Source organism: Rhizobium sp. NZLR1b, from assembly GCF_019685155.1.
GTDB lineage: Bacteria > Pseudomonadota > Alphaproteobacteria > Rhizobiales > Rhizobiaceae > Rhizobium.
Genome location: NZ_JABDWC010000002.1, coordinates 271,423 through 295,828 on the forward strand (window position 1 = coordinate 271,423; position 24,406 = coordinate 295,828).

Below are 24,406 nucleotides of genomic sequence, written 5' to 3' on the forward strand. Positions count from 1 at the left end.
CGTCCGTCGCCTCGTTTCCGCTTCAAATTCTCTCAAGGTTCATTCAACGAAATGAATTGGCCTATTCACGGCGCTTAAGCTAGGCCGGATCAGAAGAAGAACAAAGATGGAAACACCCCGATGTCGACCGATGCATCCGTTCCCTTGGCCAAGAACGAAGACAGTCCGCGCGGTTTCGCCTTCGCGCTGACGGCCTATCTGCTCTGGGGCTTCCTGCCGATCTACATGAAGGCGGTGGCGCATATTTCGCCGGCCGAGGTGATCGCCCACCGCATCGTCTGGTCGCTGCCGCTGGCAGGCATCGTTCTGATCGTGCTCGGGCGCACCCAGGAGATCGCGACTGCGCTGCGCTCGCCGCGCATGCTGGCGATGGCAGCGCTGACGGCGTCGCTGATCACCGTCAACTGGGGCACTTATGTCTGGGCGATCGGCGCCGGCCATTCGCTCGATGCGGCGCTCGGTTATTTCATCAATCCGCTGTTCAGCATCTTCCTCGGCTCGGTGCTGCTCAAGGAGAAGCTGCAGCCGCTGCAGATCGCCGCGATCGCGCTGGCAGGGCTTGCCGTCGCCATTCTCGCATTCGATAGCGGCGGCATTCCATGGGTGGCGCTGACGCTGGCGATCTCGTGGGGGTTTTATGCTTTGCTCCGCAAGACGCTGCCGCTCGGGCCGAACCAGGGCTTCTTCCTCGAAGTGCTGATCCTCAGCGGACCCGCCCTGCTCTATATCCTCTATCTCGAATTCGGCAGCGGCCAGGGCCACCTCTACCGCACCGGCCTTGCAGATACGACGCTGCTGCTCGGCTGCGGCGTCATTACCGCTGTGCCGCTGATGATCTATGCCAACGGCGCCAAGCTGCTGAAACTCTCGACGATCGGCATCATGCAGTATATCGCACCGACGATGATTTTCCTGATCGCGGTCTTCGTCTTCCAGGAGCCGCTCGGCACGGCGCGCATGATTGCCTTCCCGCTGATCTGGGCAGGGCTGGTCCTCTACAGCTGGTCGATGCTGAGGGGAAGCCGCGGGCGCTGAGGGCGCCCGTACGGACTTCTACATCTTCGAGATCACCTCGTCCTCGCCGTTACGATCGGCGGCGAGTTGGGCTGCCTGGGCCATGATCGCCGGAATGATGCCGGAGATCTCGTCGACGACGAGCGGCTGCACCCGGTGGGCGGTGTGCAGGAAGCCTTCTTCGGTCATATGGCGCATCAGTTCCATCATCGGATCCCAGAAACCGTTGACGTTGGCAAAAACCATCGGCTTTTCGTGGCGGCCGAGCTGTGCCCAGGTCATGATCTCGACGATCTCCTCCAGCGTGCCGATGCCGCCTGGCAGCGCGACGAAAGCATCGGAACGCTCGAACATCGTGTGTTTGCGCGCATGCATATCAGGGGTTACAATAAGTTCGTTGAGCTGACCGAGCGAGTGGCGAGTCGCCTCCATATCGATCAGGAATTCGGGGATAATGCCCGTGACCTGACCGCCGCCTGAAAGCACGCCGCTTGCGACCGCGCCCATGATGCCTTTGGTACCCCCGCCATAGACGAGGCGCAGGCCGTATTCGGCGATCTCTCGTCCGAGAGCGCGCCCGGCCGCCATGTGGGAGGGATCGCGTCCCGGCCTTGAGCCGCAGTAAACGCAGATGGATCGAATCGATACAGATTGTTCGGTCATAGAGGCAAACAACTATTCCATTTCAATGCAGTCAAGAAAATTGACTGGAAAGCAGCGTGCCTAGCTTGCCGAATTGCTTTGAATGCTTGTGAAAAGCAACGGGAATCGCTAGCAATTTCGGTTACTACGGCAAATTGCCGCCTTGGGAGACATAATGATGAAGAACCGTGCCGGCTTGCTGGCCCTTGCAGTGCTCGTAATCGCAATCCTACTGATGGTGTTTTTCGTTATGCCGCGCATCGGCGGCGATGCAGGCAAGGTCGGCGACGCGATCAACCAGGCGAGCACGGAACTCAAGGATACGGTTAACGAGTCGGCAAAGACATCGCGCTCCGCTGTGGCGGATGCGGCTGCGACAGCCGACAAGGTGGGCCGCCTTTCGGCCGGCGCCAGCGTCTCGCTCAGCGAACTTAAGGCGCTGTTTGCCGACGGCAAGGGCCCTGCCGACGATGTCTTCGCCGCCACCAAGACCAAGGCCGTCAACGCGCTGGGCGCACTTGCCGGTTTCGCAATCCCCGAGGGCCTCGATCCGGCGACCCAGACGCTTGCCACGAAAGCCAAGGACGGCGGCGCGAAGGCGCTCGCTATCGTCCAGGCGCTGCCGGAGAACATCGCCGATGCGCTTGCCGCGATCGCCAAGGCCGAGGCTGCGCTGACCGGTGCGTCCGACCCTGCTGCGAGCACGGCAGCGGCGAATGCCGGCCCGAAGCTTCCCGCCTTCGACGTCTTGCGCGTTGAGCCCGACGGCTCGACGGTGATTGCCGGCTCCGCCGAACCGAACGGCAAGCTCGAAGTGCTTGACGGCGAAAAGGTCGTAACGACAGCCAATGTCGATGCAAGCGGCGATTTCGCCGCGGTTCTCGACGAGCCGCTTGCAGCGGGCGACCACCAGCTGGTGCTCAAGTTCACCGGCAAGGACGGCAAGAGCTCGCTTTCCGAAGAAGTCGCGACCATTTCCGTGCCGAAAGACGGCAACGGTGCCAATCTGCTCGCCATGGTATCCAAACCCGGCACAGCGAGCCGCATCATCACCGCGCCGAAGGCCGGAACCGAAGTTGCTGATGCCTCCAACAAGCCGGCCACGGGCGAAAGCTCGCCTGCGCCTGCCACAACAGCTGCGCCGACCGGCGAGCTGGCGCTGCAGACGCCAAACCTCACCGACGCCGCCTCCGGCGCCGCAGCCACGGCACCGGCCATCCCCGGCACCGCCGCACCCGACAAGACGAATGCGCCCGATGTGATGGTCAATGCCGTCGAGATCGAAGGCAACAAGATCTTCATTGCCGGCACGGCGCGCGCCAACGCCAAGGTCGTCGGTTATGCCGACGACAGCCTGGTCGGCCAGGACACCGCCGGCTCGGACGGCCATTTCGTCATCGACGGTGTGGTGGCGCTTTCGGTCGGCGACCACAAGATCCGCGTTGATGTTGTCGATCCCTCCGGCAAGGTGATCGTTCGCGCGGCGGTGAATTTCAATCGCCCTGCCGGCGACCAGGTGAGGGTCGCCGCCCAATCCGCGCCTGCCGACCCGAATGGCGCTTCCTCGATGGTGCCGCTCGACGAAGGCGAACTCGGCAAGCGCAAGGCCGAGACCGGCAAGGCCTTCGGCCTGCTGAAGGGGCTGTTTGCCGACGGCAAGCTGCCGGGCGCCGAACAGCTTGCGGCAGCGCGCTCGGCAACGGAATTCGCACTGCGCTCGGTCGCCGATTTCCGCGCGTCGGCAGATGCATCCGATGCCTTCAAGCAAGCGTCCGGCGCCGCCTCTCAGGTCGCCGGCAATGCGCTGACGCTGCTGCAGAGCCTGCCTGGGGACGCGAAGTCCGTCGGCGCGGCACTCGACAGGCTGGGTGGCATGATCGCTGAACTTACCGCCACGCCCGCCCCGGCGGTGACCTCTGCAAACGATGTCGTAGGCAATCAGCCGAAGACGATCGAACAGGCGCCGCTGACGGCAAACAACGCGGCGGTCATCATTCGCCGCGGCGACACGCTGTGGCAGATCTCGCGCCGCACCTATGGCCTCGGCGTTCGTTACACGACGATCTACATCGCCAACGAAGACAAGATCGTCGATCCAGACCGCATCCGTCCCGGTCAGATTTTCGGTCTGCCGAAGGATGTGTTGCCGAATGCCGAAGAGCTGCACCGCAAGCGCCTTTCCGGCCAACACCTCTAAACGCCAGACAAGATGACGAAGCCGGGCGGGCGAACCGCCCGGCCTGTCTTTTCCTGAACTCCGCATTTGTTGTATTCGTCTGCCCGACACCCTATCTGGCGATGGCGGCTGCGGGTTGCGGCGAGTGCTTTCGGGCACGTCCCGGTTCCGTGCTCTTGCCGGCATCGAAGCGCGGCAATCGCCGCAAGCCCATCCGGGCTGGAGACAAGCATGGCAAACGGTAAGACAGTCTCGGAATCCAACCTGCTGCAGACGCTTCTCAACCTCTGGCCCTATATGTGGCCGGCCGGCCGGCCGGACCTCAAGATGCGCGTGGTCTGGGCCTCGGTCTTCCTGCTGATTTCCAAGTTCGTCCTGCTGCTCGTCCCCTATTTCTTCAAGTGGTCGACCGATGCGCTGAACGGCAGGATGGATCTGGCCGGCTCGGTGCCGCCGCTGCTGGCCGGCGCCATCGCCCTGGTGATCGCCTATAACATCACCCGGCTGATTCAGCTCGGCCTCAACCAGTTGCGCGACGCGCTGTTTGCCAGCGTCGGGCAACATGCGGTGCGTCAGCTCGCCTACAGGACCTTCGTGCACATGCACGAGTTGTCGCTGCGCTTCCATCTGGAGCGCAAGACCGGCGGTCTCTCGCGCATCATCGAGCGCGGCACCAAGGGCATCGAGACGATCGTGCGGTTCACGATCCTTAATTCGGTCCCGACAGTCATTGAATTCCTGCTGACGGCGGCGATCTTCTGGTGGGGCTACGGCTTCTCCTATCTCGCCGTCACCGGCTTCACTGTCTGGGCCTATATCTGGTTCACCATCCGAGCATCCGACTGGCGCATCGCCATCCGCCGGTCAATGAACGACAGCGATACCGACGCCAACACCAAGGCAATCGACTCCCTCCTCAATTTCGAGACCGTCAAATATTTCGGCAACGAAGAGATGGAGGCAAAACGCTTCGACAAATCGATGGAACGCTACGAGAAGGCGGCGACCGATGTCTGGACCTCGCTCGGCTGGCTGAACTTCGGCCAGGGCGTCATCTTCGGCATCGGCACGACCATCATGCTGGTGCTGTCGGCGCTGGCCGTCCAGCGCGGCGAGCAGACGGTCGGCGATTTCGTCTTCGTCAATTCGATGCTGCTGCAGCTTTCCGCGCCGCTCAATTTCATCGGCTTCGTCTACCGCGAAATCCGCCAGGGCTTGACCGACATCGAGCAGATGTTCGACTTGCTTGAGGTCAAGGCCGAGGTCAAAGACACGTCCGATGCGACCGAGCTTCGGATCGGCCAGGGTGCGATCGCCTTCAAGGACGTGCACTTTTCCTACGACCCGGCCCGTCCGATCCTGAAGGGCATTTCTTTCGATGTTCCAGCCGGCAAGACAGTTGCCGTCGTCGGTCCTTCGGGCGCCGGCAAATCGACGCTGTCGCGGCTGCTCTACCGTTTCTACGATATCCAGAGCGGCGTAATCACCGTCGACGGCCAGGACATCCGCACAGTGACGCAGAAGAGCCTGCGCTCAGTGATCGGCATGGTGCCGCAGGATACCGTGCTCTTCAACGACACGGTCGCCTATAACATCCGCTACGGCCGCACATCGGCCAGCGAAGGCGAGGTCTTTGCGGCAGCCGAGGTAGCGCAGATCGCCCATTTCATCGAGACGCTGCCCGAGGGATTCGAGACCAAGGTCGGCGAACGCGGGCTCAAGCTTTCGGGTGGCGAGAAGCAGCGGGTGGCGATCGCCCGCACCATCCTCAAGGCGCCGCCGATCCTGATCCTCGACGAGGCGACATCGGCGCTCGATACGACGACGGAACGGGAAATCCAGACCGCGCTCGACGTGGTGTCGAAGAACCGCACGACACTGGTGATCGCCCACCGGCTTTCGACCGTCATCGGCGCCGACGAAATCATCGTGCTGAAAAGCGGGGAGATCGCCGAGCGCGGGACGCATGCCGCCCTGCTCGAAATGAACGGTCTCTACGCCTCGATGTGGAACCGCCAACGCGAGGCGACACAGGCGGAGGAACATCTGAAGCAGGTGCGAGAAAGCGACGACCTCGGCGTGATTGCGCGGCTTGCCCCGGCAAGCTGAGCCGGGATAGGGCACCGACAGGCTTTTGTTGTTCAGAACCCCGGCGTCGGAACCAGGGCGCGGGCCATAGCATTGCCCCGGAGACGGTTTTTCGCTAACCAGCGAGAAACGCAAACGCAAGGAGACCGGCAGCATGAGCCTGTTCAACACGGTTCGCAACACGATCGTCCCCGTGCACAAGGAGGGTTATCCCTTCGTTGCCGCCTTCTTCGTCGCGTCGCTGATCCTAGGCTGGATCTTCAAGCCGCTCTTCTGGATCGGCATGATCTTCACGCTCTGGTGCGCCTATTTCTTCCGCGATCCCGAACGGGTGACCCCGCAGGACGACGATCTGGTGATCTCTCCCGCCGACGGCAAAGTCTCGGCGATCCAGATGGTGACCCCGCCGGCGGAACTCAATCTCGGCTCCGAGCCGATGCTGCGCATCTCGGTGTTCATGAACGTCTTCAATTGCCATGTGAACCGGGCGCCGATGCGCGGGCGCATCGTCAGCATCAACTACCGCTCCGGCAGCTTTGTCAACGCCGAGCTCGACAAGGCGAGCGAGGACAATGAACGCAACGGGCTGGTGATCGAAACCCGGCACGGCCAGATCGGTGTGGTCCAGATCGCCGGTCTCGTGGCACGGCGCATCCTCTGCTGGGCAAACCCCAACGAACCGTTAGATGCCGGCGAGCGCTTCGGGCTGATCCGTTTCGGGTCGCGGCTCGACGTGTTCCTGCCGGCCGGTGCCGCGCCACGCGTCTCGCTCGGCCAAGTGGCGATTGCCGGGGAAACTGTTATCGCCGAATTTGCCTCCGCCAAGGGTCCCGTCATCAGCCGCCGCAGCTAAAGCGCGTCGCGATCTTTCAGATTCGCTCTTGGCGCTTAAGCCCATTGTTTTACGCCTGTCGTTATCGCAAACCGCTGCACAGTTTTGCGCGACATGCTCCAGGTTCAGATTGGAACGCGATATGGAAACGCCCTTTCCGCCTTTCGAGCCCAATGGTCCGGATGATTCCGCCCGCGGCCCGCGCCTGCGCGAAATCCCGCTCCGTCTCGTCTTTCCGAACCTCATCACCATTCTGGCGATCTGCGCCGGGCTGACCGGCATCCGGCTGGCTTTCGAGAACCGTTACGAGCTCGCCGTCTCCATGGTACTGGTGGCCGCCTTCCTCGACGGCATCGACGGGCGCGTGGCCCGGCTGATGAAGGCGACCTCGAAGTTCGGCGCGCAAATGGATTCGCTTGCCGATATCGTCAATTTCGGCGTCGCACCCGCCCTCGTCGTCTATGTCTTCGCGCTCGACCAGGCGCGCTCGCTCGGCTGGATCGCCGCCCTGATCTACGCGATCGCCGCCGGGCTTCGGCTTGCCCGCTTCAACGTCATGGCCGAACGTGAGAACAAGGCGAGCTGGCAATCGGAATATTTCGTCGGCGTGCCGGCGCCGGCTGGCGCCATGCTAGTGCTGCTGCCGGTCTATCTCGGCTTCCTCGGCCTGGCGACGGACCGCACCTTCGCCTATGTTTCGTCGATCTATACGGTCGTTATCGCCTTCCTGCTGATCAGCCGGCTGCCGGTCTGGTCGGGCAAATCGGAAGGCAACCGGTTGCGGCGCGATCTCGTGCTGCCGATGATGCTCGGCGTCGTGCTCTATGTGGCTCTGCTGATGAGCTACACCTGGGAGGTGATGGTCTTTACCGTTGCTGCCTACCTTATATCGCTTCCCTTCGGCGCACGGAAATGGCGCCGGAAATATGGGACGCTGACGATCGAGGAACCTGGTGTCGGCGACGACGATATCGGCCGGCACATCTGATCTCCGCGCATTTCTGATTTTTCTGACCTGGGAAATCTTCTCTCTACGTTCTCACCCACGGGATAACCGCTACGCGCGATTCTCCGGCGAAAACCGCTGCGCACTTTAGTTGGAACCGCTGTCTTCAGTAAGTATTAACCAACGTAGGCTTCAGTTAAGCCTCGCGAATTATGGTGCTCGTTTACAAATCCTGATGGGATGCGTCTCTGTTTTGTCGCTATTTATGACGAAACAGCAAATCATAAAATGCCCAGGGAAGAACCACGTAAGGAGAGTATCGTGACCTCGAAAAAGAGTATTAGCAGCGAACAGCAGCCGTCCAAGCCTGATCTCAGCGCCAACTATCGCCCGGTTGGCCTGAAGGCCGTTGTCGCAGCATCGCTGATGGCAAAGAACAAGCCGGGCACCGTCAAGAAATCCGCTTGAGGTGCTACACTTCCAACCGGACTTCGGTGCGCTTCAAGTCTGGTTCTCCGCATGTCGTCATCCCAAAACAGCAGTGATTTTGGGTGACATGCGTTAGGTACCGCTGACGAAGCGGATGCTGAGATTTATCGCCGGAAGCCTCAGACGATGCCGACCACGCCATCCTCCAACCCGCCGTGCGGCGGGTCTGACGTGGAGCGGTTGCAGCAAGCCGCACCAAAACCTCCTCCAACGCACAAGACGAACCAAGCGGTTATACCGCCAAGTGAAAAATGGCGGATGCCGCTTCAGAAGAAACTGAGCTGGTCGTCGTCAGGCCTTCGCTTCTCGGGAGCCTTCAGCGGCTTTTCGATGACGACCGGCTGCTGCAGGTCAGGCCCCATATTAGTGACCTTGTTGACCTTGTCGGAGACCGGGACGGCCTCGAAGAAATCGTCCTGAACGGGCCGCATCAAGTCGACCACCTCGCGCGGTTCCTGCGTCTTGCAATCCAGCCAGCGCGAAAAGTCTTCGGGCTTGATGACGACCGGCATGCGATCGTGGATCGAGGATATGCCTGAGTTGGCTGATGTCGTCAGGATCGCGCCGGTATCGACCTCGGAACCATCAGCCGAGGACCATGTCTCCATCAGGCCGGCAAAAGCGACGACCCCGCCTTGACGCGGCCTGATCCAATAGGCCTGCGGTTTCTCACCGCTATCCTTTGATGCACGATGCCATTCATAGAAGCCGGAGGCCGGGATGAGCACGCGGCGATGGCGCATGGCCGCCCGGAAAGAAGCCTTGCCGATCGCGGTCTCGGAGCGGGCATTGGTCAGCAGCGGAAATTCCTTCGGATCCTTGACCCAGCCCGGCGTGAAGCCCCAGCGCACGAGCACGGCGCGCCGGTCGGCCAAGTTGCTGCCCTGCTCCCTGCCCTCGCCTGAAATGACGACGAGAATCGGCTGCGTCGGCGCAATATTGTAGCGCGCCGGAAATTCGTCGAAATCCAGACCGGAGAAAATGTCGCGCAGGCCGGCGCTAGTGATTGTCAGGGCAAAACGTCCACACATCGGCTTGTCTTTTCACCGGGCCTGAGTCCGGTCAAGGCGCTTCAGCCTCTCGGCGCAAAGAGGATGATGCTCGTCCCGGCAAGGCAGATCAACGCCCCGCCGATGTCGTAACGATCAGGCATGCGGCTTTCGACCAGCCAAAGCCAGAGCAGCGAGGCGACGATGTAGATGCCGCCATAGGCCGCGAAGGTGCGGCCGGCCGCCTCGCTCGGCACCAGCGTCAGAAGCCAGGCAAAAAGCGCCAGCGAGACCATGCCCGGCGCCAGCCACCAGATCGGCTTTTCGAGTTTCAGCCACGCCCAGAAGGCAAAACACCCGGCGATCTCGAAGACGGCGGCGAAGGCGTAAATGATGTAGGTCACGAAAGCACCTTTCGAATCCGTCACCACTATCCCAGCGAAAACTGGGGAAGCCAAGCAGCGGCGGCATGCAAATATCGGTTCATCGGATAGGATGGGCGATCCGAGCCAAGAGCCCCAAGAGCAGCCCCGATGACCTCCACCGCCAAAGCCGCCTCATCCGCCATTCTTGAACGCGACGGACGATTCCTGCTGGTGCTGCGGCGCAATCCGCCTTCCGCCGACATGTATGCCTTTCCCGGCGGACGCGCTGAACCTGGCGAGACCCCGGAGCAAACGGCCTTGCGAGAATTCGGTGAAGAGACCGGCATTTCGGCACGCAATCCGCGGCTGCTTTCGACCTATGATCTGAAGACCCATGCGGCCGATGGCAGCGTCAACAGCCATTTCCTGCTCTCGGTCTTCCGGGTCGAGGCGGATAGGGATGTGGTGGCGGAAGCCGCCGACGATGCGGCCGCCGTCGGCTGGTACACGGTGGAGGAAATCCGGCGATTGCCCGTACCGCAGAGCGTGCTCGAATGCGCCGAGCGGCTAGAACAGGATGCCGAAAACCGCTGACGCTTTTGGGCATCATGTCCTGGCGGGCGGCGAATAGAAGTGGAAACTCTCAGGCCCGCCTTGTTGCCGTCATGCTCAACGTATCAACTGAGAGCATGATTCCCGTTCGACGCATTTTCTTGTCCCTGCTCGTCCTGGCCGGTCCGACCATGGCGCAGGGCAAGAATTCGCCGCCTCCACAGGAGGAGATTACGCCGCCGCCCGCCGTGATCGTGCCTTATGACGACAAGCTGGCGCGGCTCGCCGAGGTGTTGGGTTCGGTGCATTATTTGAGAACGCTCTGCAAGGCGGCAGACGCCGACGAGTGGCGCAACGGCATGCAGCAGCTGCTCGATTCGGAGACCGGCAACGAGCAGCTGCGCAAGGAAAGGCTGACTGCAGCCTTCAATCGCGGCTACCGCGCGTTCGCCTCCGTCTATACGGATTGCACCGCAGCGGCCATCGTGGCAGAAGAGCGCTACCGTAACGAAGGTGCAACACTCGCCACAGAAATTACCTCGCGTTTTGGAAATTGACGTTTAATTAACCTGTTTTCGCATGCGGACGTGTCGTTTTGGGAAAAGGCTGTTAGTGTTGTTAACGGTGCAGTAAGACATGAGAAGTTCTGAGGAAAAGACAATGGAAGCAAGCCTCAACGAGATCGACGACATGATCGTCCACGAAAAGATGCAGGCGGCTCTGGAGTACCAGAACGAGGCTTGGGCCGACGGCATGGCGGACGGAATCGAGCCTGAAATCATCGCTGATGCCGCCATTGCGCATGCACTGCGGGAGACCATCAGATTGCACGGGGAAAGCAGCGCAGAGGCCCTGCTGGATTCGCTCCGTGAGCGCATGCTTGCCGGCGAATTCTCCGCGAACCGCACCCTGCAATAATTATTATCAGAGAGTTTGATGCGCACCGGTAAAGAGAAAGTATCGCGAATTCCGCTCGCGCCGGTGCTGCTTGCGTTCAGCCTCGCCGCCGGCAATGTTTTCCTCGCGCCGGCAGCGTACGCGCTTTCCGAACTGCACAAGGTCCCAGGCCAGCCCACCAACGACGCCCCGGCCGCTCAGGGACAGAGCCAACCGCAAAGCGGAGCCGCTCCCGGCGTTCCCATGGCGGATCCGCTGGTCAACAGCCAGAATAATCAGGGTGTCGACAAGACGCCAGGCGCCCAGGATGCTGCCAAGCCCGCCGAAGTGATTTACGACATCAGCAAGGTACCCGAGCCGGTTCGCAAGATGCGCGAGCAAATCGTCGAGGCGGCCGCCTCCGGCGATCTCGAACGGCTGCGGCCGCTGATGGGCGCCGGCACTGAGCAGACGCAGGTGACGGTGGGTGAGCCCACAGACGATCCGATCGGCACGCTAAAGGATCTTTCGGGCGACCCTGACGGAGACGAGATCCTCGCCATCATGCTCGACATCATCTCGACCGGCTTCGTGCATGTCGGCCAGGGTACGGCAGACGATATGTATGTGTGGCCGTATTTTGCCGAGAAGGACTTGAAGTCGCTGACGCCGCCGGAGCGCGTCGAGCTACTGCGCATCGTCACCGCCGGCGATCTTTCCGACATGCAGGAATTCGGCGGATATAATTTCTACCGCCTCGGCATTACGCCTCAGGGCAAATGGAAATTCTTCACGGCGGGCGACTGACGCCCACCTCGCTTGCTCCTCTCGCGTTTCGCATGAGGCGCTTGCGATCCCCCTCATGAAGACATACCTGTGAGCGATGACCAACGCGACAGGTTCCGCCATGCCAGCCGTATTCCTGAAAGACCGCGCATTGCTCTTTGTCAGCGGTGCGGAAGCCCAATCCTTCCTGCAGAATCTGATCACCACCGATATCATCTCGCTCGGGTCCGACGAGGTGCGGCCCGGGGCGCTGCTGACGCCGCAAGGCAAGATCCTGTTCGACTTCATGATCTGGCAGGAGGGCGATGGCTATACGATCGAAACGGACGCCAGCCAGCGCGATGGCCTGCTGAAGCGACTGACGATGTACAAGCTGCGTGCCGCCGTCACGCTTGCCCTTCGCGCAGAGGAGGGCGTCACCGTTTGCTGGGGCGATGATGCCGACGCCAGCCAGGGCGCCCAGGGCGCCCGGGGCAGCCAGGGCGCCCGGGACAGTCGCTTCGCCAAGGCGGGCGTCACGCTGGTCCGTCGGCCCGGCAAACACGGCAAAGGTGAGGAAGCGCTCTATGACGCGCTGCGTATCAGGCTCGGCATCGTCACCTCAGGATCGGACTTCGCCCTGCAGGATGCCTTCCCGCATGACGTGCTGATGGATTTGAATGGCGGCCTCTCCTTCAGGAAAGGCTGCTATGTCGGCCAGGAGGTCGTCTCGCGCATGCAGCACCGCGGCACTGCGCGCCGGCGCGTCGTGACCGTTTATGCCGTGACAGCCCTGCCGGGGACGGGAACGGAGATCACCGCGGCCGGCAAGCCTATAGGGACGCTCGGTTCGGTCGAAGGCGACCATGGACTTGCGATCGTGCGTATCGACCGCGCCGGCGCCGCAATCGCCGCAGGCACGCCGCTGCTCGCCGGCGAAACACCTGTTTCCCTCGTCCTGCCGGCATGGTCCGGCCTTGTCTTCCCCACCAGCGCCGACGAGGCCAGTGCGTGACAACCGCAAAAGCCCCGCGTGCCTGGCAGCGTATGCTGTCCGGGCGCAGGCTCGACCTGCTCGACCCCTCGCCGCTCGATGTCGAACTGATCGATATCGCCCATGGGCTGGCGCGTGTCGCTCGCTGGAACGGCCAGACATCAGGCGATCATGCTTTTTCGGTGGCGCAGCACAGTCTCGTCGTTGAAGACATTTTCCGCCGCTTCAACGATGCGCGGCCGCAGGAGTGTCTGATGGCGCTGCTGCATGATGCACCCGAATATGTGATCGGCGATATGATCTCACCGTTCAAATCGGTGGTCGGCGGCGGCTACAAGACGGTGGAGAAGCGGTTGGAGGCCGCAGTGCACCTGCGCTTCGGCCTGCCGCCGCATCCCTCGCGCGACCTCAAGGACCGAATCAAGAAGGCCGATACGATCGCCGCCTATTTCGAGGCGACGGTGCTTGCCGGCTTCACACCCGCCGAGGCGCAGAAATTCTTCGGCCAGCCGCGCGGCATCAGCCCGGAGATGCTGATGATCGAGCCCCTGCCGGCAGTCGAAGCGCAGCGACTGTTCTGCGAGCGCTTCGCGGCGATCGAGGCCGAGCGGGAGATGGTGTCGTGAGCTTCATCGTCGTCTCGCCGCTGTCGCGCATCGCGGAGATGGCGGTGCGCCACAAGGCGCGTGACATGATCAGCCTGATCGCCAAGGAGCAGGCCTTTCACCGACCTGGCGTGATCGCGGCCGACCGCCACCTGACGCTTGCGATGAACGACATCGCCTTCAAGGGCACCGGCGGCCTGGTGGCGCCCGACGAGACGCATGTGCAGGGAATTATCGACTTTGCCGCATCGTGGCGGCAGGAGACGCCGCTGCTCATCCATTGCTGGATGGGCGTGTCGCGATCGCCGGCGGCAGCCCTGATCGCCGCGCTGTCGCTCGTACCGGATCAGAGCGAAGAAAGGCTTGCCGGCCGGCTGCGGGCGGCCTCGCCTTTCGCGACGCCGAATGCCCGGTTGATCGAGATCGGCGACGCGCTGCTTAACCGCCGCGGCCAGTTGGTCGCGGCAGTGCGGGCAATCGGCCGCGGTGCGGATGCCGACGGCAACGCGCCCTTCGTGCTTGCGATCGACGACGCCGCCTGCGGTTGACGCTACCGCCATTCGCTCCATCTAGCCTCCGACCAAGAACAATCGACAGGGCCAGATCATGCAACAACAGGCAGCCGACGTCCTTCTCGCCACGCAAACGGCGCTCAGCCAGGCGAGCGCGCTGGCAGTGCAATATTCCTTTTCCGTCCTCGGCGCCGTCATCCTGCTCATTCTCGGCTGGGCGCTCGCCGGTTTTACCAGCCGCTGGGCCTATGAAGGCCTGTCGCGCGTCCATGGCATCGACGAGACGCTGGCGCGATTCTTCACCAATGTGCTGCGCTACGCGCTGCTTATCCTGGTGTTCATCACCGTGCTCGGCCAGTTCGGCGTCCAGACCGCCTCAATCATCGCGACCCTCGGCGCAGCCGGCCTGGCAATCGGACTGGCGCTACAGGGGACGCTGCAGAATATCGCCGCCGGCATCATGCTGCTGATCCTCAGGCCATTTCGAGTCGGGGAATACATCGAGACCAGCAGTGCGGCCGGCACAGTGCGCGAAATCGGGTTGTTTGCGACTGAACTCAGGACCGGCGACGGGCTCTACCGGTTGGCGCCGAATTCGACACTCTGGAACACGCCGATTACCAATTTCAGTCGCGAGCCTACGCGACGGAACGATGTGAACGTCAAGATCGCCGATGGGGATGACATCCATCAAGCGTTGGAGACACTGATGGGCCTTGCCAAAGCCGATTCCCGGGTGCTGAGGTCACCGGAACCAAGCGTCTTCATCGATAGCCTCGGTGACGGCGCGATCTTGGTGACGCTGCGCTACTGGGCAAAGACCGGCGACTGGTGGGCGGTCAGCCGTGACATGATAAAGCGCGTCAAACTCGCTTTCAACGAGAGGGATCGGGACGTTGTTCCAGATGTACCGGACGCTGCGTCGGCAAAGAACTCCAAAGGCAGGGCGGCGGCCGAAAAGCCGGCGCCGACGCGCCAATGACACATTCCAGCACCGCCGCGATTTCAGATCGCATAGCTCTTAACACGTTGAATCGGCGTATAATTTTGTCGTAACAGTCTATTGGATGACGCCGCAGGAGAGTCTTTCACCGGCATCACCGGAGGGCTGGCTGCGATAATCATCCGAATTGGCGTGGACCATCAATGCGCGGCCGCGAATTCCGTCGGTCTTGCCGTCGAGCGTGACCTTGCTATCGAAGACCTGGGCTCTCAGCATACCGTCCTCTCCGACATACTGATTGGGCATATCGCCGGCGTGCGGACCCTTGGCGGCAAGGAGGCCGTGCTCGGCCTTCTCAGGGTTGAAGTGACCGCCGGCCGACTCGTGATGGGTCGCGGCATCGCAGCGGCCGGTCTCGTGAACATGGAAGGCCACCCATTTGTTGGCCGGCAGCCCCGATATCTCGACTTCGATCAGGACGCCACCACTGGCGGCAGCCGTCAGTTGCGCGCGGCCGTCCTCCTTGCCGTCCTTGCCGACGAAATTGGCGACCGCCGTCTGCTTGTCCTGAGCGCTCGCCGGCAATGCAACTGCAAGCAGGCTCAGGGCGGCGATGGTGCACATGGCTTTCATGGAGGTCTCCTTCCGTCCGGTTGTCCTTCTGAACGTGTCAGCCAGGAAGGTGTTCCTGATTAAGCACAAAGGACGCTCTATCCGTTGGATTAACGCATGATCCTTTGCTGATATCGATTCCGGTTTTCGGGTCATGCGCTGGGAACACAGGACTGGAAAAGCCGGCCAAACGGCCGGCTTGCAGATCGCCTGATTCGGGAGTGGCTCAGGCGACGGCGTTGAAGTCGAACTGGCCGTAAGTGTTGCGGTAAACATCGTCCGACCGATCGCCGGTCGTCGGCGCGGTCTGCTGCAAAGGATAGGGAACGGCGATACTGGCTGCCACGCCGCTGTCACGCGAGTCCATCATCAGCGCAATCAGGCTGCCGGAAAATTTCGGCTGCGTTTCGCTGGCCTTGTCCTCGTCCAGGAGTTCCTTGATGATGCCGGGCTTCTGATCGGCGGCGCGTTCGCCGCGGCTGAGGACACCATCGCCATTGGCATCAAGCCGCGAGAGCGTCGCCAGATATGCATATGAAGTGTCCGAAACGGATGTGGTGCTGGTCATACAAACCTCCATTCACCGCCTTTAGCCGGTGGTGTTTGTACGCAATACGAACGTGGAAAATCACTAATTGACTCGCTGGTTAAACTGATTTGCGCGGTGCGTCAATAAGTTGTTAACTTCTCATTAACGATGATTGACAACCGTTAACGCAATGCTTGGCTGCCAACCTTCCGTCGAGGTCGAATGAGGGGATCTCGCGGTATTTCAGCGATTTTTCACATATAAAACAAATGCCTAACGATCTGGCCTCGCTGCCGCACTGCAACCGAATATTAATCCCGTCCGACCAGAATGGGCGCCACAAGCCACTACCCAGACTTTCAGCTTATAAAAAAATCAATTTTATGTTCACTTTGGAAGGGTTTTCGATGTGATGAGGTACGTTCATCAGGTGAGGACGACCATTGCTGTCGCAGCCGCCCCGCAAGAGGCATCCCCATGAAAGCTGAAGCGCTCTTCTGGAAGCAATGCAGCCAGGCCGTCATGGCCGATGGATCGGTCGATGCGCGACGTTTGATGGAGCTTGTGATCGCGACCTACCGCGTCCATGAAAGCGACTATGACGAAATCGAGAGAAGCGCGGATACGCTGCTGAGAGAAAACCATGCGCTGAGAGGCAATATTTCCGCCCTCAGTCAGGCATTCGACGGACAGCAAAGGCTCTTCGAAATCATCCTCAACAACCTGCCGCTCGGTCTCAGCGTATTTGACGCGGACCAACGGCTGACACTTTCCAACATTCGCTTCGCTCAGCTTTTCGGCCTGACGCAGGACGATGTCGCTGCCGGCGCGACAATCGCCGATCTCACCGACAAAATGCGCGGCGCGGAGGGCGCCAGCGCCAAACCCGGCCGCCGGGTCGGGCGACATTCCTCTGCAACCACAAAACGCAGCAGTATCCGTCGGCGCGAATGGCTGATGGACGACGGCCGCATCATCCAGAGCATGGTGACCATCCTTGCCGACGGCAGCAACATCGCCATTCATGCCGATGTCACCGAGGATCGAAGGGCGGCCGAGCGCATCACCTATCTCGCCCATCACGACCCGCTGACCGGCCTCCCGAATCGCATCCATTTCCGCGAGCAGGTCGATGCGACGCTCATCGAGCGCAAGCCGGACGAGCAGATCGCCCTTGTTCACCTCAATCTCGACCGTTTCAAATCGATCAACAACACGATGGGCGTGTCAGTCGGCGACAAAATATTGCAGCAGGTCGCCCAGCGCATCCGAGCCTCGGCTGGTTCGGAGAATGCCTTGGCGCGCCTCGGCTCGGACGAGTTCGCCATCCTGCAGACAGGCAGACAGCAGCCGTGGAACGTGACTGCCCTTGCCGAGCAGATCCGCCGTGCGCTTTCCGAGCCATTCATCCACGGCGAGAAACAAGTGGAGCTCAGCGTCTCGATGGGGATCGCAGTCGCCCCGGGGGATGGCGAAGACACCGATATCCTCCTGAAGAATGCCGGCGTGGCGCTGTCGCATGCCAAGGCGGACGGGCGCAAGCGCGAGCGTTTCTTCGCAGGCGAGATGGAAGTGCAGATGCAGATGCGCCATGCGCTGGAGGCCGACCTCAGAGCAGCCGTTGAAAAAGAAGAATTCGAGCTGCATTACCAGCCGCTCTATGACCTTTCGCAGCGGCGCATCTGCGGCTTCGAGGCTCTGATCCGCTGGAACCACCCGATCCGCGGCCGCGTTGCGCCGATGGATTTCATTCCGCTCGCCGAAGAGGTCGGCCTTATCGTCGATATCGGCCGCTGGGTTTTGCGCCAAGCCTGCAACGATGCAGCGCAATGGCCGGAGGATATCAAGGTCGCGGTCAACGTTTCGGCGATCCAGTTCAGCAGCAGCGACCTGACTGAGGACGTCAGCGAGGCGCTTGCCGCTGCTGCTGTATCGCCGTCGCGGCTTGAGCTCGAAATCACCGAGAGCGTGCTGATGGAAAATCTCAGCGAGGTGCTGCCGATCCTGCATGCGCTGAAGGAGCGCGGCATCCGCATCTCGATGGATGATTTCGGCACCGGCTATTCCTCGCTGAGCTATCTTTCGAGCTTCCCCTTCGACAAGATCAAGATCGACAAATCCTTCGTCAGCGACATCGTCGACAACAAGGAAGCGCATGCGATCATGCATGCAATCATCCTGCTTGGCGATGCGCTCGGCATGCGCGTTACCGTCGAAGGCGTCGAGACGGCCGCACAGCTGGCGCTGCTCGAATGCGAGGAATGCGACGAGATCCAGGGCTATCACATCAGTCCGCCGAGACCCGTGCGTGACGTGCCCCATCTTCTCTCCCTTCCGAAGAACGGCGGCAAGATGCATCTTCCCCGGGGCTGAGCCTCGATTGCGACTCGCACGGCAAGCCGCTACAAAATCGGCAGCGGTCAGCGAGCCTTCATTGTCGCGGGCTTTGACCGAGATCTCCGCTTCCGTTCCGGTGTTCTATCGACGGAAAACATTCTTCCTCATAACAGGTGGCGCAATGTTCGAGGCCGAAGCCTTCTCTCCTTATGAAACTCTCGCCGCAGCGCTGATCGCAGACGCTGCCGATGGCGACGACGGCTCGCACGACCTTGCCCATATCCTGCGCGTCTTCCGGAACGCCATGCGCATCCATGCTAGAGAAGGCGGCGACGGGCGGGTTCTTGCCGCTTCCGTGCTGCTGCACGACTGCGTCGCCGTCGAGAAGAATTCGCCGCTACGGGCAAAAGCGTCGGCCTTGGCGGCGGAAAAGGCATCGGCCATCCTGGCAGACCTCGGCTGGAGCCACGCGGATATCGAAGCCGCGGCTCACGCGATCACCGCGCATAGTTTCTCGGCCGGGGTGGTGGCGCAGACATTGGAGGCAAAGATCCTCCAGGACGCCGACCGGCTGGATGCGATCGGCATGGTCGGCGCCGCACGCTGCTTCTATATCGCCGGGCGACTGGGATCTGGACTCTATGATCCATTCGATCCGGCGGCAGCGAACCGCCCGCTCGATGACAAGCGTTATGCGATTGACCATTTCCAGACGAAGCTGTTCAAACTGGCGGACGGGTTCCAGACCGAGACCGGCCGCAGGCTGGCGGCCGATCGCGACCAAAGCCTGCGCGACTTCCTCCAGGCATTCATGGACGAGATCTAGGAGAACGGCATGCATATCAGCGACCTCTTCATCTACCCGCTCAAGAGCGCCCGCGGCCTTGCCCTGCCTTCGGCCGACATCGACGCCTATGGGCTTCCTGGCGACCGGCGAGCAATGATCACCGATGCGCACGGGCACTTCATCACCCAGCGCGAGTTGCCGGACCTCGCGCGTATCGAAGTACGACCGGAACCCGGCGTCTTTCGGCTGCTGATGCAGGGAAAACCGGAAATATCGGTACCGCCGCCTCAGCCTGAAAGCCGCATGGATGTGTCCGTCTGGAAATCAACTGTCAGCGCCGCCGTCGCCGATCCCGAGAGCAACCGTCAGCTTTCCGAATGGCTTGGCCGCGAGGTGCGGCTGGTCTTCTTCGACGGACAGGCCCGGCGGACTGCGAATGCCGAATGGGCCGGCGAAGGCACGCCGGTCACCTTTACCGACGGCTACCAGATCCTGGTGACGACGACCGGCTCGCTGAAGGCGCTGAATGCCGATCTCGCCGCCCATGGCGAAGGCAGCGTCGGCATGGAACGCTTCCGGCCGAACATCGTCATCGATATCGACGAGGCCTGGCCGGAGGACCGCTGGGCGGCGATCGAGATCGCCGGCATCCGCTTCGATCTCGTCAAACCCTGCTCGCGCTGCATCATGACGACGCAGGACCAGTTGACCGGCTCACGCGACGGGCCAAACCCGATGCCGGCCATGGGCCGCATCCGCATGTCGGCCGACAGACGTGTGCCCGGCCCGCTTTTCGGCTGGAACGTCACCCCACGCGGCAACGGCAGGATCATGATCGGCGACACAGTCAGCATTATAGAAGAGAGGCCGGAGGGCTGGGCGCTCAAGCGTCGCGTCGCAGCATGATGCGTGTCCTCAGGATCTGATGCGACAGGCTTTGGAAGCGTCAGACACGCGCGAGTGCCGCGTCGATCCCGGCCATGACATCGGCCGATAGCGGTCCCTTTTCCAGCGCGCCGGCATTTTCCTCCACCTGGGCGACGGTGCGGAAGCCCGGAATGGGCAGGGTGCGCGGCGACCTCGCCCAGAGCCAGCCAAGCGCCCCTTGCGTCAGCGTGCGGCCGCCCGATGTCAGGAGATCGCGGACGGCGTCGAGCCTTGCGGTAAATTCCGGGGCCATGCGCCCGTCCTTGAAATAAACCATCCAGTCGAGGGCTGCGCCCCGTACATCCTTGGCGCCGACCGCCTTGTCGGCGGTGAATTTGCCGGTTAGGAGGCCCATGGCCAGCGGACCGCGATTGATGGAGATCAGGCCCTTTCTCTCGATCACCGCGATCATCTCCGGCACCGGCTCGAAGACATTCATCGTATGCTGAACGGAGACATAGCCCTGACGGCCGGCATGGCGGGCAGCACGATCAGGAAAATCGGTGCTCCAACCGAACGCATCGATCTTGCCTTCGGCGCGCAACGCTTCCAGCGTGTCGAAGACTGCGTCCGATTGTGCCAGTGGAAAGTCATTGAGGTGGAACTGCAGAAGATCGAGGCGGTCGCGCTTGAGACGGCGCAGCGAGGTCTCGACCGAACGGCGGATGAAGGCTTCGTCGGCGAAAGCGCCGGTTGCCTGCTTGGTTTGCGAATCGGTGGCGAAGCCGAACTTGGTGGCGACGATAATATCGTCGCGATTGCCGATTGCCCGGCCGAGCACCTCCTCCGAATGGCCGGCGCCGTAGTTTGAAGCGGTGTCGAAGAAGCGGATGCCGAGTTCGATGGCGCGATGGATCGCTTCCACCGATTCATCGTCGTCGACGTCTCCCCAGCCGAGTGGTGTGTCGCCGGCGAAGAAGGGACCGCCGATCGCCCAGCATCCCATGCCGAGACGCGGAATTTCGCGGCCGTTCCAGAGCGTGATCGTCGTCGGGGTTGCGGTCTTGATCAGCATGAAATCCTCCTTGGTTGGCGTCTCCAAGACATAGGAAGGGCTCATATACGGGTAAACCGCCAAATCCGGAGGATGTTTTGCACCCGTAAAAAACGGCTGAAAACCGATCTCAGGCGGAGATCTGACCGGAAAGCGTCCGCAAAGCAGGATTGAGCGCCTTGAGTGCCGCCTGAACGAAGCCCTCGCGGGCTGCAACGGCCTCGATGCCTCGCGGTTCATAGACGTGGCGATGCAGAAAGAATCCCGTCAGACGAAACGCCGCCGCAAGGCTGTCGAAGTCGGCTGCATGGTTGCCTTCGATGCCGAGGAAGGGCGGCAGGAGCAGCATCTTGTCCGCCCAGGGGGCACCGGCGCTGCGGCTGACGGCGCGGCCGGATTTCGGCGAGACATAGGCGAGATCGGAACGGGCGCCGGTCGCGGCACATTCGGCCAGATCGAGACCGAAGCCGAGATCGTTCAGCACCGCAAGCTCGAAACGCACGAAGAGTTCGCCGGCATCGGCCGGGTTGTGCAGGTGATCGAGGATGACCTCCAGCGCATCGAAGAGATGCGGATGCGGGTCACGCTCCGGCAGCAGCCGCAGCAGCGCGCCCATCGCCTGAACGCCGTAGACGGCGGTCGCCGTTTCCATCAGGCGGGCGGCGCGCAACGTCACCGGCTCGACGCGAAATTCGCCGAGATGCTCGTCCAACCTGGCGCGCCAAAGGACCTCCACGGCATTGCCCACCTGCAGCACTGGCTGCATGGCGCGCGACCGGCCGGAACGAACCAGGCCGAGATGGCGGCCGCGATCACGCGTCATCACCTCGGCGATGACACTCGTCTCGCCGTGGCGCTTAACGCCCAGGATGATCGCATGGTCCTGCCACTGCATCGAAAGAAGTCCTTACGGCCGACGAATCCATCCTAGAGCATGATGCCGAAAACAGTGAGCGGTTTTCGGGCGACATCATGCTCCTGTCACGGAGCGCATCAGGCGACAGCCGGGAAAAGCCTCAGCAGGAATTCACGCATCGCCGTTTCGTCGAAAGGCTTCACCAAAAGCGGAATGTGCTGCAAGTCGGGCGGGAAATCGCCCGTATCGGAATAGCCGCTGACGAAGCCGAAGAGAATGCCAATATCGAGAAGATGGCGGGCAAATCCGAAGCTCATGCCCTCACCGAGATTGACGTCGAGAAGGGCGAAATCATATGTCTCCGCAGCGATAGCAGCCCTCGCCTGCTCCACACTGCCGACGATATCGATACTCTCGACGCCGGCCAGGCGCAGCATATCCTCCGCCTCCATCGCGATGATCAGACTGTCTTCAAGAACCAGAACACGGATTGCGCTCATGATTCCATGCCTCCCGTCGGGCGCCTGTCGCAGCGTCCCGGCTGTTTCGCCAACATCATTGCCTTCCGGTGCCCCGCATGGCACGCTATCGGTGAATTCCGCCACCATTTCTGAATAAACCACTTTTCTGCCCGGTCGATAAGAATCAAAATCGGAGGAAAGGCGACGACCGACCTTATTTTCCGAGCTGCTAATGCGCATTTAAAAAAGACATAGGGCCAAGGGTTAGATGAAGGGGCGTTTGCCCTCTCCGAGCCCTTCCCAGCCGGCAATGGCCATCAATTCCTCGCCGTTCAGAACCTCGCAGCCGCGCTCCTGCCAGCGGATCAACCGACGTTCACCGAGCTTTTTCAGGGTCTTGTTGGTGTGGACGATGGAAAGGCCGAGTGTATCGGCAATGTGCTGCTGGGTGATGGGGATGAATTTGCGGCCGTTGAAGAGATTAAGCTTCCGGCCACGCTCAAACAGGAAAGCGATCAGGTAGGCTGCTCTTTCCAGCGCCGTGCGGCGGCCGATGCTGAGCAGGTGTTCATCGAGAATACGCTCCTCGCGCGCAGCGATCCAGGTGATGTCGAAGGCGAGCGAGGGGTGTTTGTTGTAGAGCGTCATCAGTCTGTCACGCTCGAAAACACAAAGAGATACCGGCGAAAGCGCTTCGACGGAATGCTGCATCTCGCCGGCGATCGTTCCCTGCAGGCCGATCAGATCGCCTGGCATGATATAATTCAGAATCTGGCGGCGCCCATCCTCCAGCATCTTGTAGCGAAAGCCCCAACCAGCAAGCACGGTGAAGAGATGAGCGCTGTGTGCGCCCTCGACGAGGATAGTGGAGCCGGCATCGACGGCAAGCTCACCCCTCTTGAAGCTCGAGACGAATTCCAGCTCGTCGCGGCTGAATTCCCTGAAATGCGGCAGGGGCCGCAAGGGACATTGCTGGCAAGGGGTCTTGAAAGAATTGACCGATCTCGACGTCACCATGTTTGCCCTTGCCGTCGCAAAACCGACGCACCATCGCTTGCACGCCGTTCATTCAGGAATGCGAAAGCCACAAATTTGTTCCGTGAGCAAAGCGATTTCTTTATGCGGAAACAACGGTCTGGCGCCTGGCCGACGAAATCCTTGCCGTGCTTATTTCGGGAAATCGAGACCCATTTCGCGGAACCGCTCGGGATCATCACCCCAATTCTCGCGAACCTTGACGAACAGGAAGAGATGGACCGGCTGCTCGAGGATCTCCGACAATTCCTTGCGCGACGCAGTCGAGATAGCCTTGATGGTTTCACCACCCTTGCCGAGCGCGATCTTCTTCTGGCTGTCGCGCTCGAGATAGATCACCTGCTCGATCCGCACCGAGCCGTCCTTGCGCTCTTCCCACTTTTCGGTCTCGACATGCGAGGCGTAGGGAAGCTCCTGGTGCAGGCGCAGAAACAGCTTCTCGCGGGTGATCTCGGCGGCGAGCTGGCGCATCGGCAGATCGGAGATCTGGTCTTCCGGATAGTACCACGGCCCTTCCGGCAGCGTGGCGGCCAGATAGTCCATGAGATCGTCGCAGCCGGAGCCGTTTTCGGCTGATATCATGAAGGTACGATCGAAGGCGATCTTCTCGTTGGCCGCGGCCGCGAGTGCCAGCAGATCCTCACGGTTGACGCGGTCGATCTTGTTGAGCAGCAGGATTTTGGGCTGCCGGACCTCCTTGAGGCCTTCGAGGATGGCTTCGGCATCGCCGCGCAGGCCGCGCTCGCTGTCGATCAGCAGTACGATCAGATCGGCATCCCTCGCACCGCCCCAGGCCGAGGTCACCATGGCGCGGTCGAGCCGGCGGCGTGGCTTGAAGATGCCGGGCGTGTCCATGAAGACGATCTGGGCGTTGTCATGGATCGCGATACCGCGGACGATGGCACGCGTCGTCTGCACCTTATGGCTGACGATCGAGACCTTGGCGCCGACGAGGCGGTTCACCAGCGTCGACTTACCGGCGTTGGTCGGCCCGATCAGCGCAACGAAGCCCGAATGCGTCGGACGATCGGTTTCTGCAGCAGCTTCGGCCGCGATATCTTCTTCTTGTGTCATTGTCCC

Annotated in this window: 26 protein-coding genes and 1 pseudogene; 17 read left to right on the forward strand and 10 right to left on the reverse strand. The window is 61.5% G+C overall.

Going from position 1 to position 24,406, the window contains the following annotated elements:
* The first annotated feature begins 120 nt into the window (after positions 1 to 120).
* On the forward strand, positions 121 to 1,035 hold the full coding sequence (gene rarD / locus HJB84_RS03550) for an EamA family transporter RarD (protein ID WP_207583637.1): 915 nt from the start codon (positions 121 to 123) through the stop codon (positions 1,033 to 1,035).
* Positions 1,036 to 1,053: 18 nt separating this feature from the next.
* Here rarD and HJB84_RS03555 read toward each other — a convergent pair whose 3' ends face one another.
* Positions 1,054 to 1,677, reverse strand: a complete 624-nt coding sequence (locus tag HJB84_RS03555) for a TIGR00730 family Rossman fold protein (protein ID WP_018241422.1) — start codon at positions 1,675 to 1,677, stop codon at positions 1,054 to 1,056.
* 154 nt (positions 1,678 to 1,831) lie between these two features.
* Here HJB84_RS03555 and HJB84_RS03560 point away from each other — a divergent pair, with 154 nt between their 5' ends.
* From HJB84_RS03560 to HJB84_RS03580, 5 genes and pseudogenes are all read left to right on the forward strand, one after another.
* Complete coding sequence (locus HJB84_RS03560) at positions 1,832 to 3,853, forward strand: LysM peptidoglycan-binding domain-containing protein (RefSeq protein ID WP_221115288.1); 2,022 nt, start codon at positions 1,832 to 1,834, stop codon at positions 3,851 to 3,853.
* Positions 3,854 to 4,063: 210 nt separating this feature from the next.
* The gene (locus tag HJB84_RS03565) at positions 4,064 to 5,941 is read left to right on the forward strand and encodes an ABC transporter ATP-binding protein/permease (protein WP_207583635.1); all 1,878 of its coding nucleotides are present in this window, start codon (positions 4,064 to 4,066) and stop codon (positions 5,939 to 5,941) included.
* Between the two features lie 118 nt (positions 5,942 to 6,059).
* Positions 6,060 to 6,773, forward strand: a pseudogene (locus HJB84_RS03570) (phosphatidylserine decarboxylase); the annotation flags it as partial.
* Positions 6,774 to 6,894: 121 nt separating this feature from the next.
* On the forward strand, positions 6,895 to 7,740 hold the full coding sequence (pssA, locus tag HJB84_RS03575) for a CDP-diacylglycerol--serine O-phosphatidyltransferase (protein WP_003587548.1): 846 nt from the start codon (positions 6,895 to 6,897) through the stop codon (positions 7,738 to 7,740).
* A gap of 279 nt (positions 7,741 to 8,019) precedes the next feature.
* Positions 8,020 to 8,166 (forward strand): hypothetical protein, encoded by a 147-nt coding sequence (locus tag HJB84_RS03580; RefSeq protein WP_207583633.1) that lies wholly within the window; start codon positions 8,020 to 8,022, stop codon positions 8,164 to 8,166.
* 287 nt (positions 8,167 to 8,453) lie between these two features.
* Here the strand turns inward: HJB84_RS03580 and HJB84_RS03585 are convergent, their stop codons facing one another.
* Together HJB84_RS03585 and HJB84_RS03590 are read right to left on the reverse strand one after the other, a co-directional pair.
* Positions 8,454 to 9,218 (reverse strand): SOS response-associated peptidase, encoded by a 765-nt coding sequence (locus HJB84_RS03585; protein ID WP_207583632.1) that lies wholly within the window; start codon positions 9,216 to 9,218, stop codon positions 8,454 to 8,456.
* Positions 9,219 to 9,259: 41 nt separating this feature from the next.
* The gene (locus HJB84_RS03590; RefSeq protein WP_207583631.1) at positions 9,260 to 9,580 is read right to left on the reverse strand and encodes a YnfA family protein; all 321 of its coding nucleotides are present in this window, start codon (positions 9,578 to 9,580) and stop codon (positions 9,260 to 9,262) included.
* A 129-nt stretch (positions 9,581 to 9,709) separates the two neighbouring features.
* On the opposite strand from HJB84_RS03590, the gene HJB84_RS03595 reads away from it, so the two are divergent.
* The 8 genes from HJB84_RS03595 (at position 9,710) to HJB84_RS03630 (ending at position 14,827) form a co-directional block, all read left to right on the forward strand.
* A complete protein-coding gene (locus tag HJB84_RS03595) occupies positions 9,710 to 10,135 on the forward strand; it encodes an NUDIX hydrolase (protein ID WP_207583630.1) in 426 nt (141 codons plus the stop codon).
* A gap of 71 nt (positions 10,136 to 10,206) precedes the next feature.
* On the forward strand, positions 10,207 to 10,650 hold the full coding sequence (locus HJB84_RS03600; protein WP_207583629.1) for a TIGR02301 family protein: 444 nt from the start codon (positions 10,207 to 10,209) through the stop codon (positions 10,648 to 10,650).
* A 103-nt stretch (positions 10,651 to 10,753) separates the two neighbouring features.
* Positions 10,754 to 11,011 carry a hypothetical protein gene (locus HJB84_RS03605; RefSeq protein ID WP_003578293.1) on the forward strand — a complete coding sequence of 86 codons (258 nt, stop codon included), beginning with the start codon at positions 10,754 to 10,756 and terminating at the stop codon, positions 11,009 to 11,011.
* Positions 11,012 to 11,029: 18 nt separating this feature from the next.
* On the forward strand, positions 11,030 to 11,776 hold the full coding sequence (locus HJB84_RS03610; RefSeq protein WP_221115289.1) for a hypothetical protein: 747 nt from the start codon (positions 11,030 to 11,032) through the stop codon (positions 11,774 to 11,776).
* Between the two features lie 100 nt (positions 11,777 to 11,876).
* Positions 11,877 to 12,749, forward strand: coding sequence for a folate-binding protein YgfZ (locus HJB84_RS03615; RefSeq protein ID WP_221115290.1), 873 nt, complete (start codon positions 11,877 to 11,879; stop codon positions 12,747 to 12,749).
* Positions 12,746 to 13,354, forward strand: a complete 609-nt coding sequence (locus HJB84_RS03620; RefSeq protein WP_207583626.1) for a YfbR-like 5'-deoxynucleotidase — start codon at positions 12,746 to 12,748, stop codon at positions 13,352 to 13,354. The genes HJB84_RS03615 and HJB84_RS03620 overlap by 4 nt, the downstream gene beginning before the upstream one ends.
* Positions 13,351 to 13,881: a tyrosine phosphatase family protein gene (locus HJB84_RS03625; protein ID WP_207583625.1), complete on the forward strand. Its 531-nt coding sequence runs from the start codon at positions 13,351 to 13,353 to the stop codon at positions 13,879 to 13,881. Before HJB84_RS03620 ends, HJB84_RS03625 begins: the two co-directional genes overlap by 4 nt.
* A 58-nt stretch (positions 13,882 to 13,939) precedes the next feature.
* A complete protein-coding gene (locus HJB84_RS03630) occupies positions 13,940 to 14,827 on the forward strand; it encodes a mechanosensitive ion channel family protein (RefSeq protein WP_221115291.1) in 888 nt (295 codons plus the stop codon).
* A gap of 78 nt (positions 14,828 to 14,905) precedes the next feature.
* On the opposite strand, the gene HJB84_RS03635 is transcribed toward HJB84_RS03630, so the two are convergent.
* Complete coding sequence (locus HJB84_RS03635; protein ID WP_207583623.1) at positions 14,906 to 15,421, reverse strand: superoxide dismutase family protein; 516 nt, start codon at positions 15,419 to 15,421, stop codon at positions 14,906 to 14,908.
* Positions 15,422 to 15,626: 205 nt separating this feature from the next.
* A complete protein-coding gene (locus HJB84_RS03640; RefSeq protein WP_207583622.1) occupies positions 15,627 to 15,980 on the reverse strand; it encodes a hypothetical protein in 354 nt (117 codons plus the stop codon).
* Positions 15,981 to 16,406: 426 nt separating this feature from the next.
* Between HJB84_RS03640 and HJB84_RS03645 the strand changes: the two genes are divergently transcribed.
* From HJB84_RS03645 to HJB84_RS03655, 3 genes are all read left to right on the forward strand, one after another.
* Positions 16,407 to 18,302 carry a bifunctional diguanylate cyclase/phosphodiesterase gene (locus HJB84_RS03645; protein ID WP_207583621.1) on the forward strand — a complete coding sequence of 632 codons (1,896 nt, stop codon included), beginning with the start codon at positions 16,407 to 16,409 and terminating at the stop codon, positions 18,300 to 18,302.
* Positions 18,303 to 18,447: 145 nt separating this feature from the next.
* Complete coding sequence (locus HJB84_RS03650; protein ID WP_221115292.1) at positions 18,448 to 19,092, forward strand: HD domain-containing protein; 645 nt, start codon at positions 18,448 to 18,450, stop codon at positions 19,090 to 19,092.
* A 9-nt stretch (positions 19,093 to 19,101) separates the two neighbouring features.
* On the forward strand, positions 19,102 to 19,959 hold the full coding sequence (locus HJB84_RS03655) for an MOSC domain-containing protein (protein ID WP_207583619.1): 858 nt from the start codon (positions 19,102 to 19,104) through the stop codon (positions 19,957 to 19,959).
* 40 nt (positions 19,960 to 19,999) lie between these two features.
* Here HJB84_RS03655 and HJB84_RS03660 read toward each other — a convergent pair whose 3' ends face one another.
* The 5 genes from HJB84_RS03660 to era all read right to left on the reverse strand — a co-directional run bounded on the left by HJB84_RS03660 (position 20,000) and on the right by era (position 24,400).
* Complete coding sequence (locus HJB84_RS03660; RefSeq protein WP_207583618.1) at positions 20,000 to 20,995, reverse strand: aldo/keto reductase; 996 nt, start codon at positions 20,993 to 20,995, stop codon at positions 20,000 to 20,002.
* A gap of 109 nt (positions 20,996 to 21,104) precedes the next feature.
* Positions 21,105 to 21,869: a DNA repair protein RecO gene (gene recO, locus HJB84_RS03665; protein WP_207583617.1), complete on the reverse strand. Its 765-nt coding sequence runs from the start codon at positions 21,867 to 21,869 to the stop codon at positions 21,105 to 21,107.
* 98 nt (positions 21,870 to 21,967) lie between these two features.
* Positions 21,968 to 22,453, reverse strand: coding sequence for a hypothetical protein (locus tag HJB84_RS03670; RefSeq protein ID WP_221115293.1), 486 nt, complete (start codon positions 22,451 to 22,453; stop codon positions 21,968 to 21,970).
* A 102-nt stretch (positions 22,454 to 22,555) separates the two neighbouring features.
* A complete protein-coding gene (locus HJB84_RS03675) occupies positions 22,556 to 23,308 on the reverse strand; it encodes a Crp/Fnr family transcriptional regulator (RefSeq protein ID WP_207583615.1) in 753 nt (250 codons plus the stop codon).
* Positions 23,309 to 23,458: 150 nt separating this feature from the next.
* A complete protein-coding gene (gene era / locus HJB84_RS03680; protein WP_221115294.1) occupies positions 23,459 to 24,400 on the reverse strand; it encodes a GTPase Era in 942 nt (313 codons plus the stop codon).
* Positions 24,401 to 24,406 lie beyond the last annotated feature (6 nt).

Excerpts from the sequence above, each read along its gene's own strand:
- rarD (WP_207583637.1), top strand. The coding sequence starts at position 121 with ATGTCGACCGATGCATCCGTTCCCTTGGCCAAGAACGAAGACAGTCCG.
- HJB84_RS03555 (WP_018241422.1), bottom strand. The coding sequence starts at position 1,677 with ATGACCGAACAATCTGTATCGATTCGATCCATCTGCGTTTACTGCGGC.
- HJB84_RS03560 (WP_221115288.1), top strand. The coding sequence starts at position 1,832 with ATGATGAAGAACCGTGCCGGCTTGCTGGCCCTTGCAGTGCTCGTAATC.
- HJB84_RS03565 (WP_207583635.1), top strand. The coding sequence starts at position 4,064 with ATGGCAAACGGTAAGACAGTCTCGGAATCCAACCTGCTGCAGACGCTT.
- pssA (WP_003587548.1), top strand. The coding sequence starts at position 6,895 with ATGGAAACGCCCTTTCCGCCTTTCGAGCCCAATGGTCCGGATGATTCC.
- HJB84_RS03585 (WP_207583632.1), bottom strand. The coding sequence starts at position 9,218 with ATGTGTGGACGTTTTGCCCTGACAATCACTAGCGCCGGCCTGCGCGAC.
- HJB84_RS03595 (WP_207583630.1), top strand. The coding sequence starts at position 9,710 with ATGACCTCCACCGCCAAAGCCGCCTCATCCGCCATTCTTGAACGCGAC.
- HJB84_RS03600 (WP_207583629.1), top strand. The coding sequence starts at position 10,207 with ATGCTCAACGTATCAACTGAGAGCATGATTCCCGTTCGACGCATTTTC.
- HJB84_RS03605 (WP_003578293.1), top strand. The coding sequence starts at position 10,754 with ATGGAAGCAAGCCTCAACGAGATCGACGACATGATCGTCCACGAAAAG.
- HJB84_RS03610 (WP_221115289.1), top strand. The coding sequence starts at position 11,030 with ATGCGCACCGGTAAAGAGAAAGTATCGCGAATTCCGCTCGCGCCGGTG.
- HJB84_RS03615 (WP_221115290.1), top strand. The coding sequence starts at position 11,877 with ATGCCAGCCGTATTCCTGAAAGACCGCGCATTGCTCTTTGTCAGCGGT.
- HJB84_RS03630 (WP_221115291.1), top strand. The coding sequence starts at position 13,940 with ATGCAACAACAGGCAGCCGACGTCCTTCTCGCCACGCAAACGGCGCTC.
- HJB84_RS03635 (WP_207583623.1), bottom strand. The coding sequence starts at position 15,421 with ATGAAAGCCATGTGCACCATCGCCGCCCTGAGCCTGCTTGCAGTTGCA.
- HJB84_RS03640 (WP_207583622.1), bottom strand. The coding sequence starts at position 15,980 with ATGGAGGTTTGTATGACCAGCACCACATCCGTTTCGGACACTTCATAT.
- HJB84_RS03645 (WP_207583621.1), top strand. The coding sequence starts at position 16,407 with ATGAAAGCTGAAGCGCTCTTCTGGAAGCAATGCAGCCAGGCCGTCATG.
- HJB84_RS03650 (WP_221115292.1), top strand. The coding sequence starts at position 18,448 with ATGTTCGAGGCCGAAGCCTTCTCTCCTTATGAAACTCTCGCCGCAGCG.
- HJB84_RS03655 (WP_207583619.1), top strand. The coding sequence starts at position 19,102 with ATGCATATCAGCGACCTCTTCATCTACCCGCTCAAGAGCGCCCGCGGC.
- HJB84_RS03660 (WP_207583618.1), bottom strand. The coding sequence starts at position 20,995 with ATGCTGATCAAGACCGCAACCCCGACGACGATCACGCTCTGGAACGGC.
- recO (WP_207583617.1), bottom strand. The coding sequence starts at position 21,869 with ATGCAGTGGCAGGACCATGCGATCATCCTGGGCGTTAAGCGCCACGGC.
- HJB84_RS03675 (WP_207583615.1), bottom strand. The coding sequence starts at position 23,308 with ATGGTGACGTCGAGATCGGTCAATTCTTTCAAGACCCCTTGCCAGCAA.
- era (WP_221115294.1), bottom strand. The coding sequence starts at position 24,400 with ATGACACAAGAAGAAGATATCGCGGCCGAAGCTGCTGCAGAAACCGAT.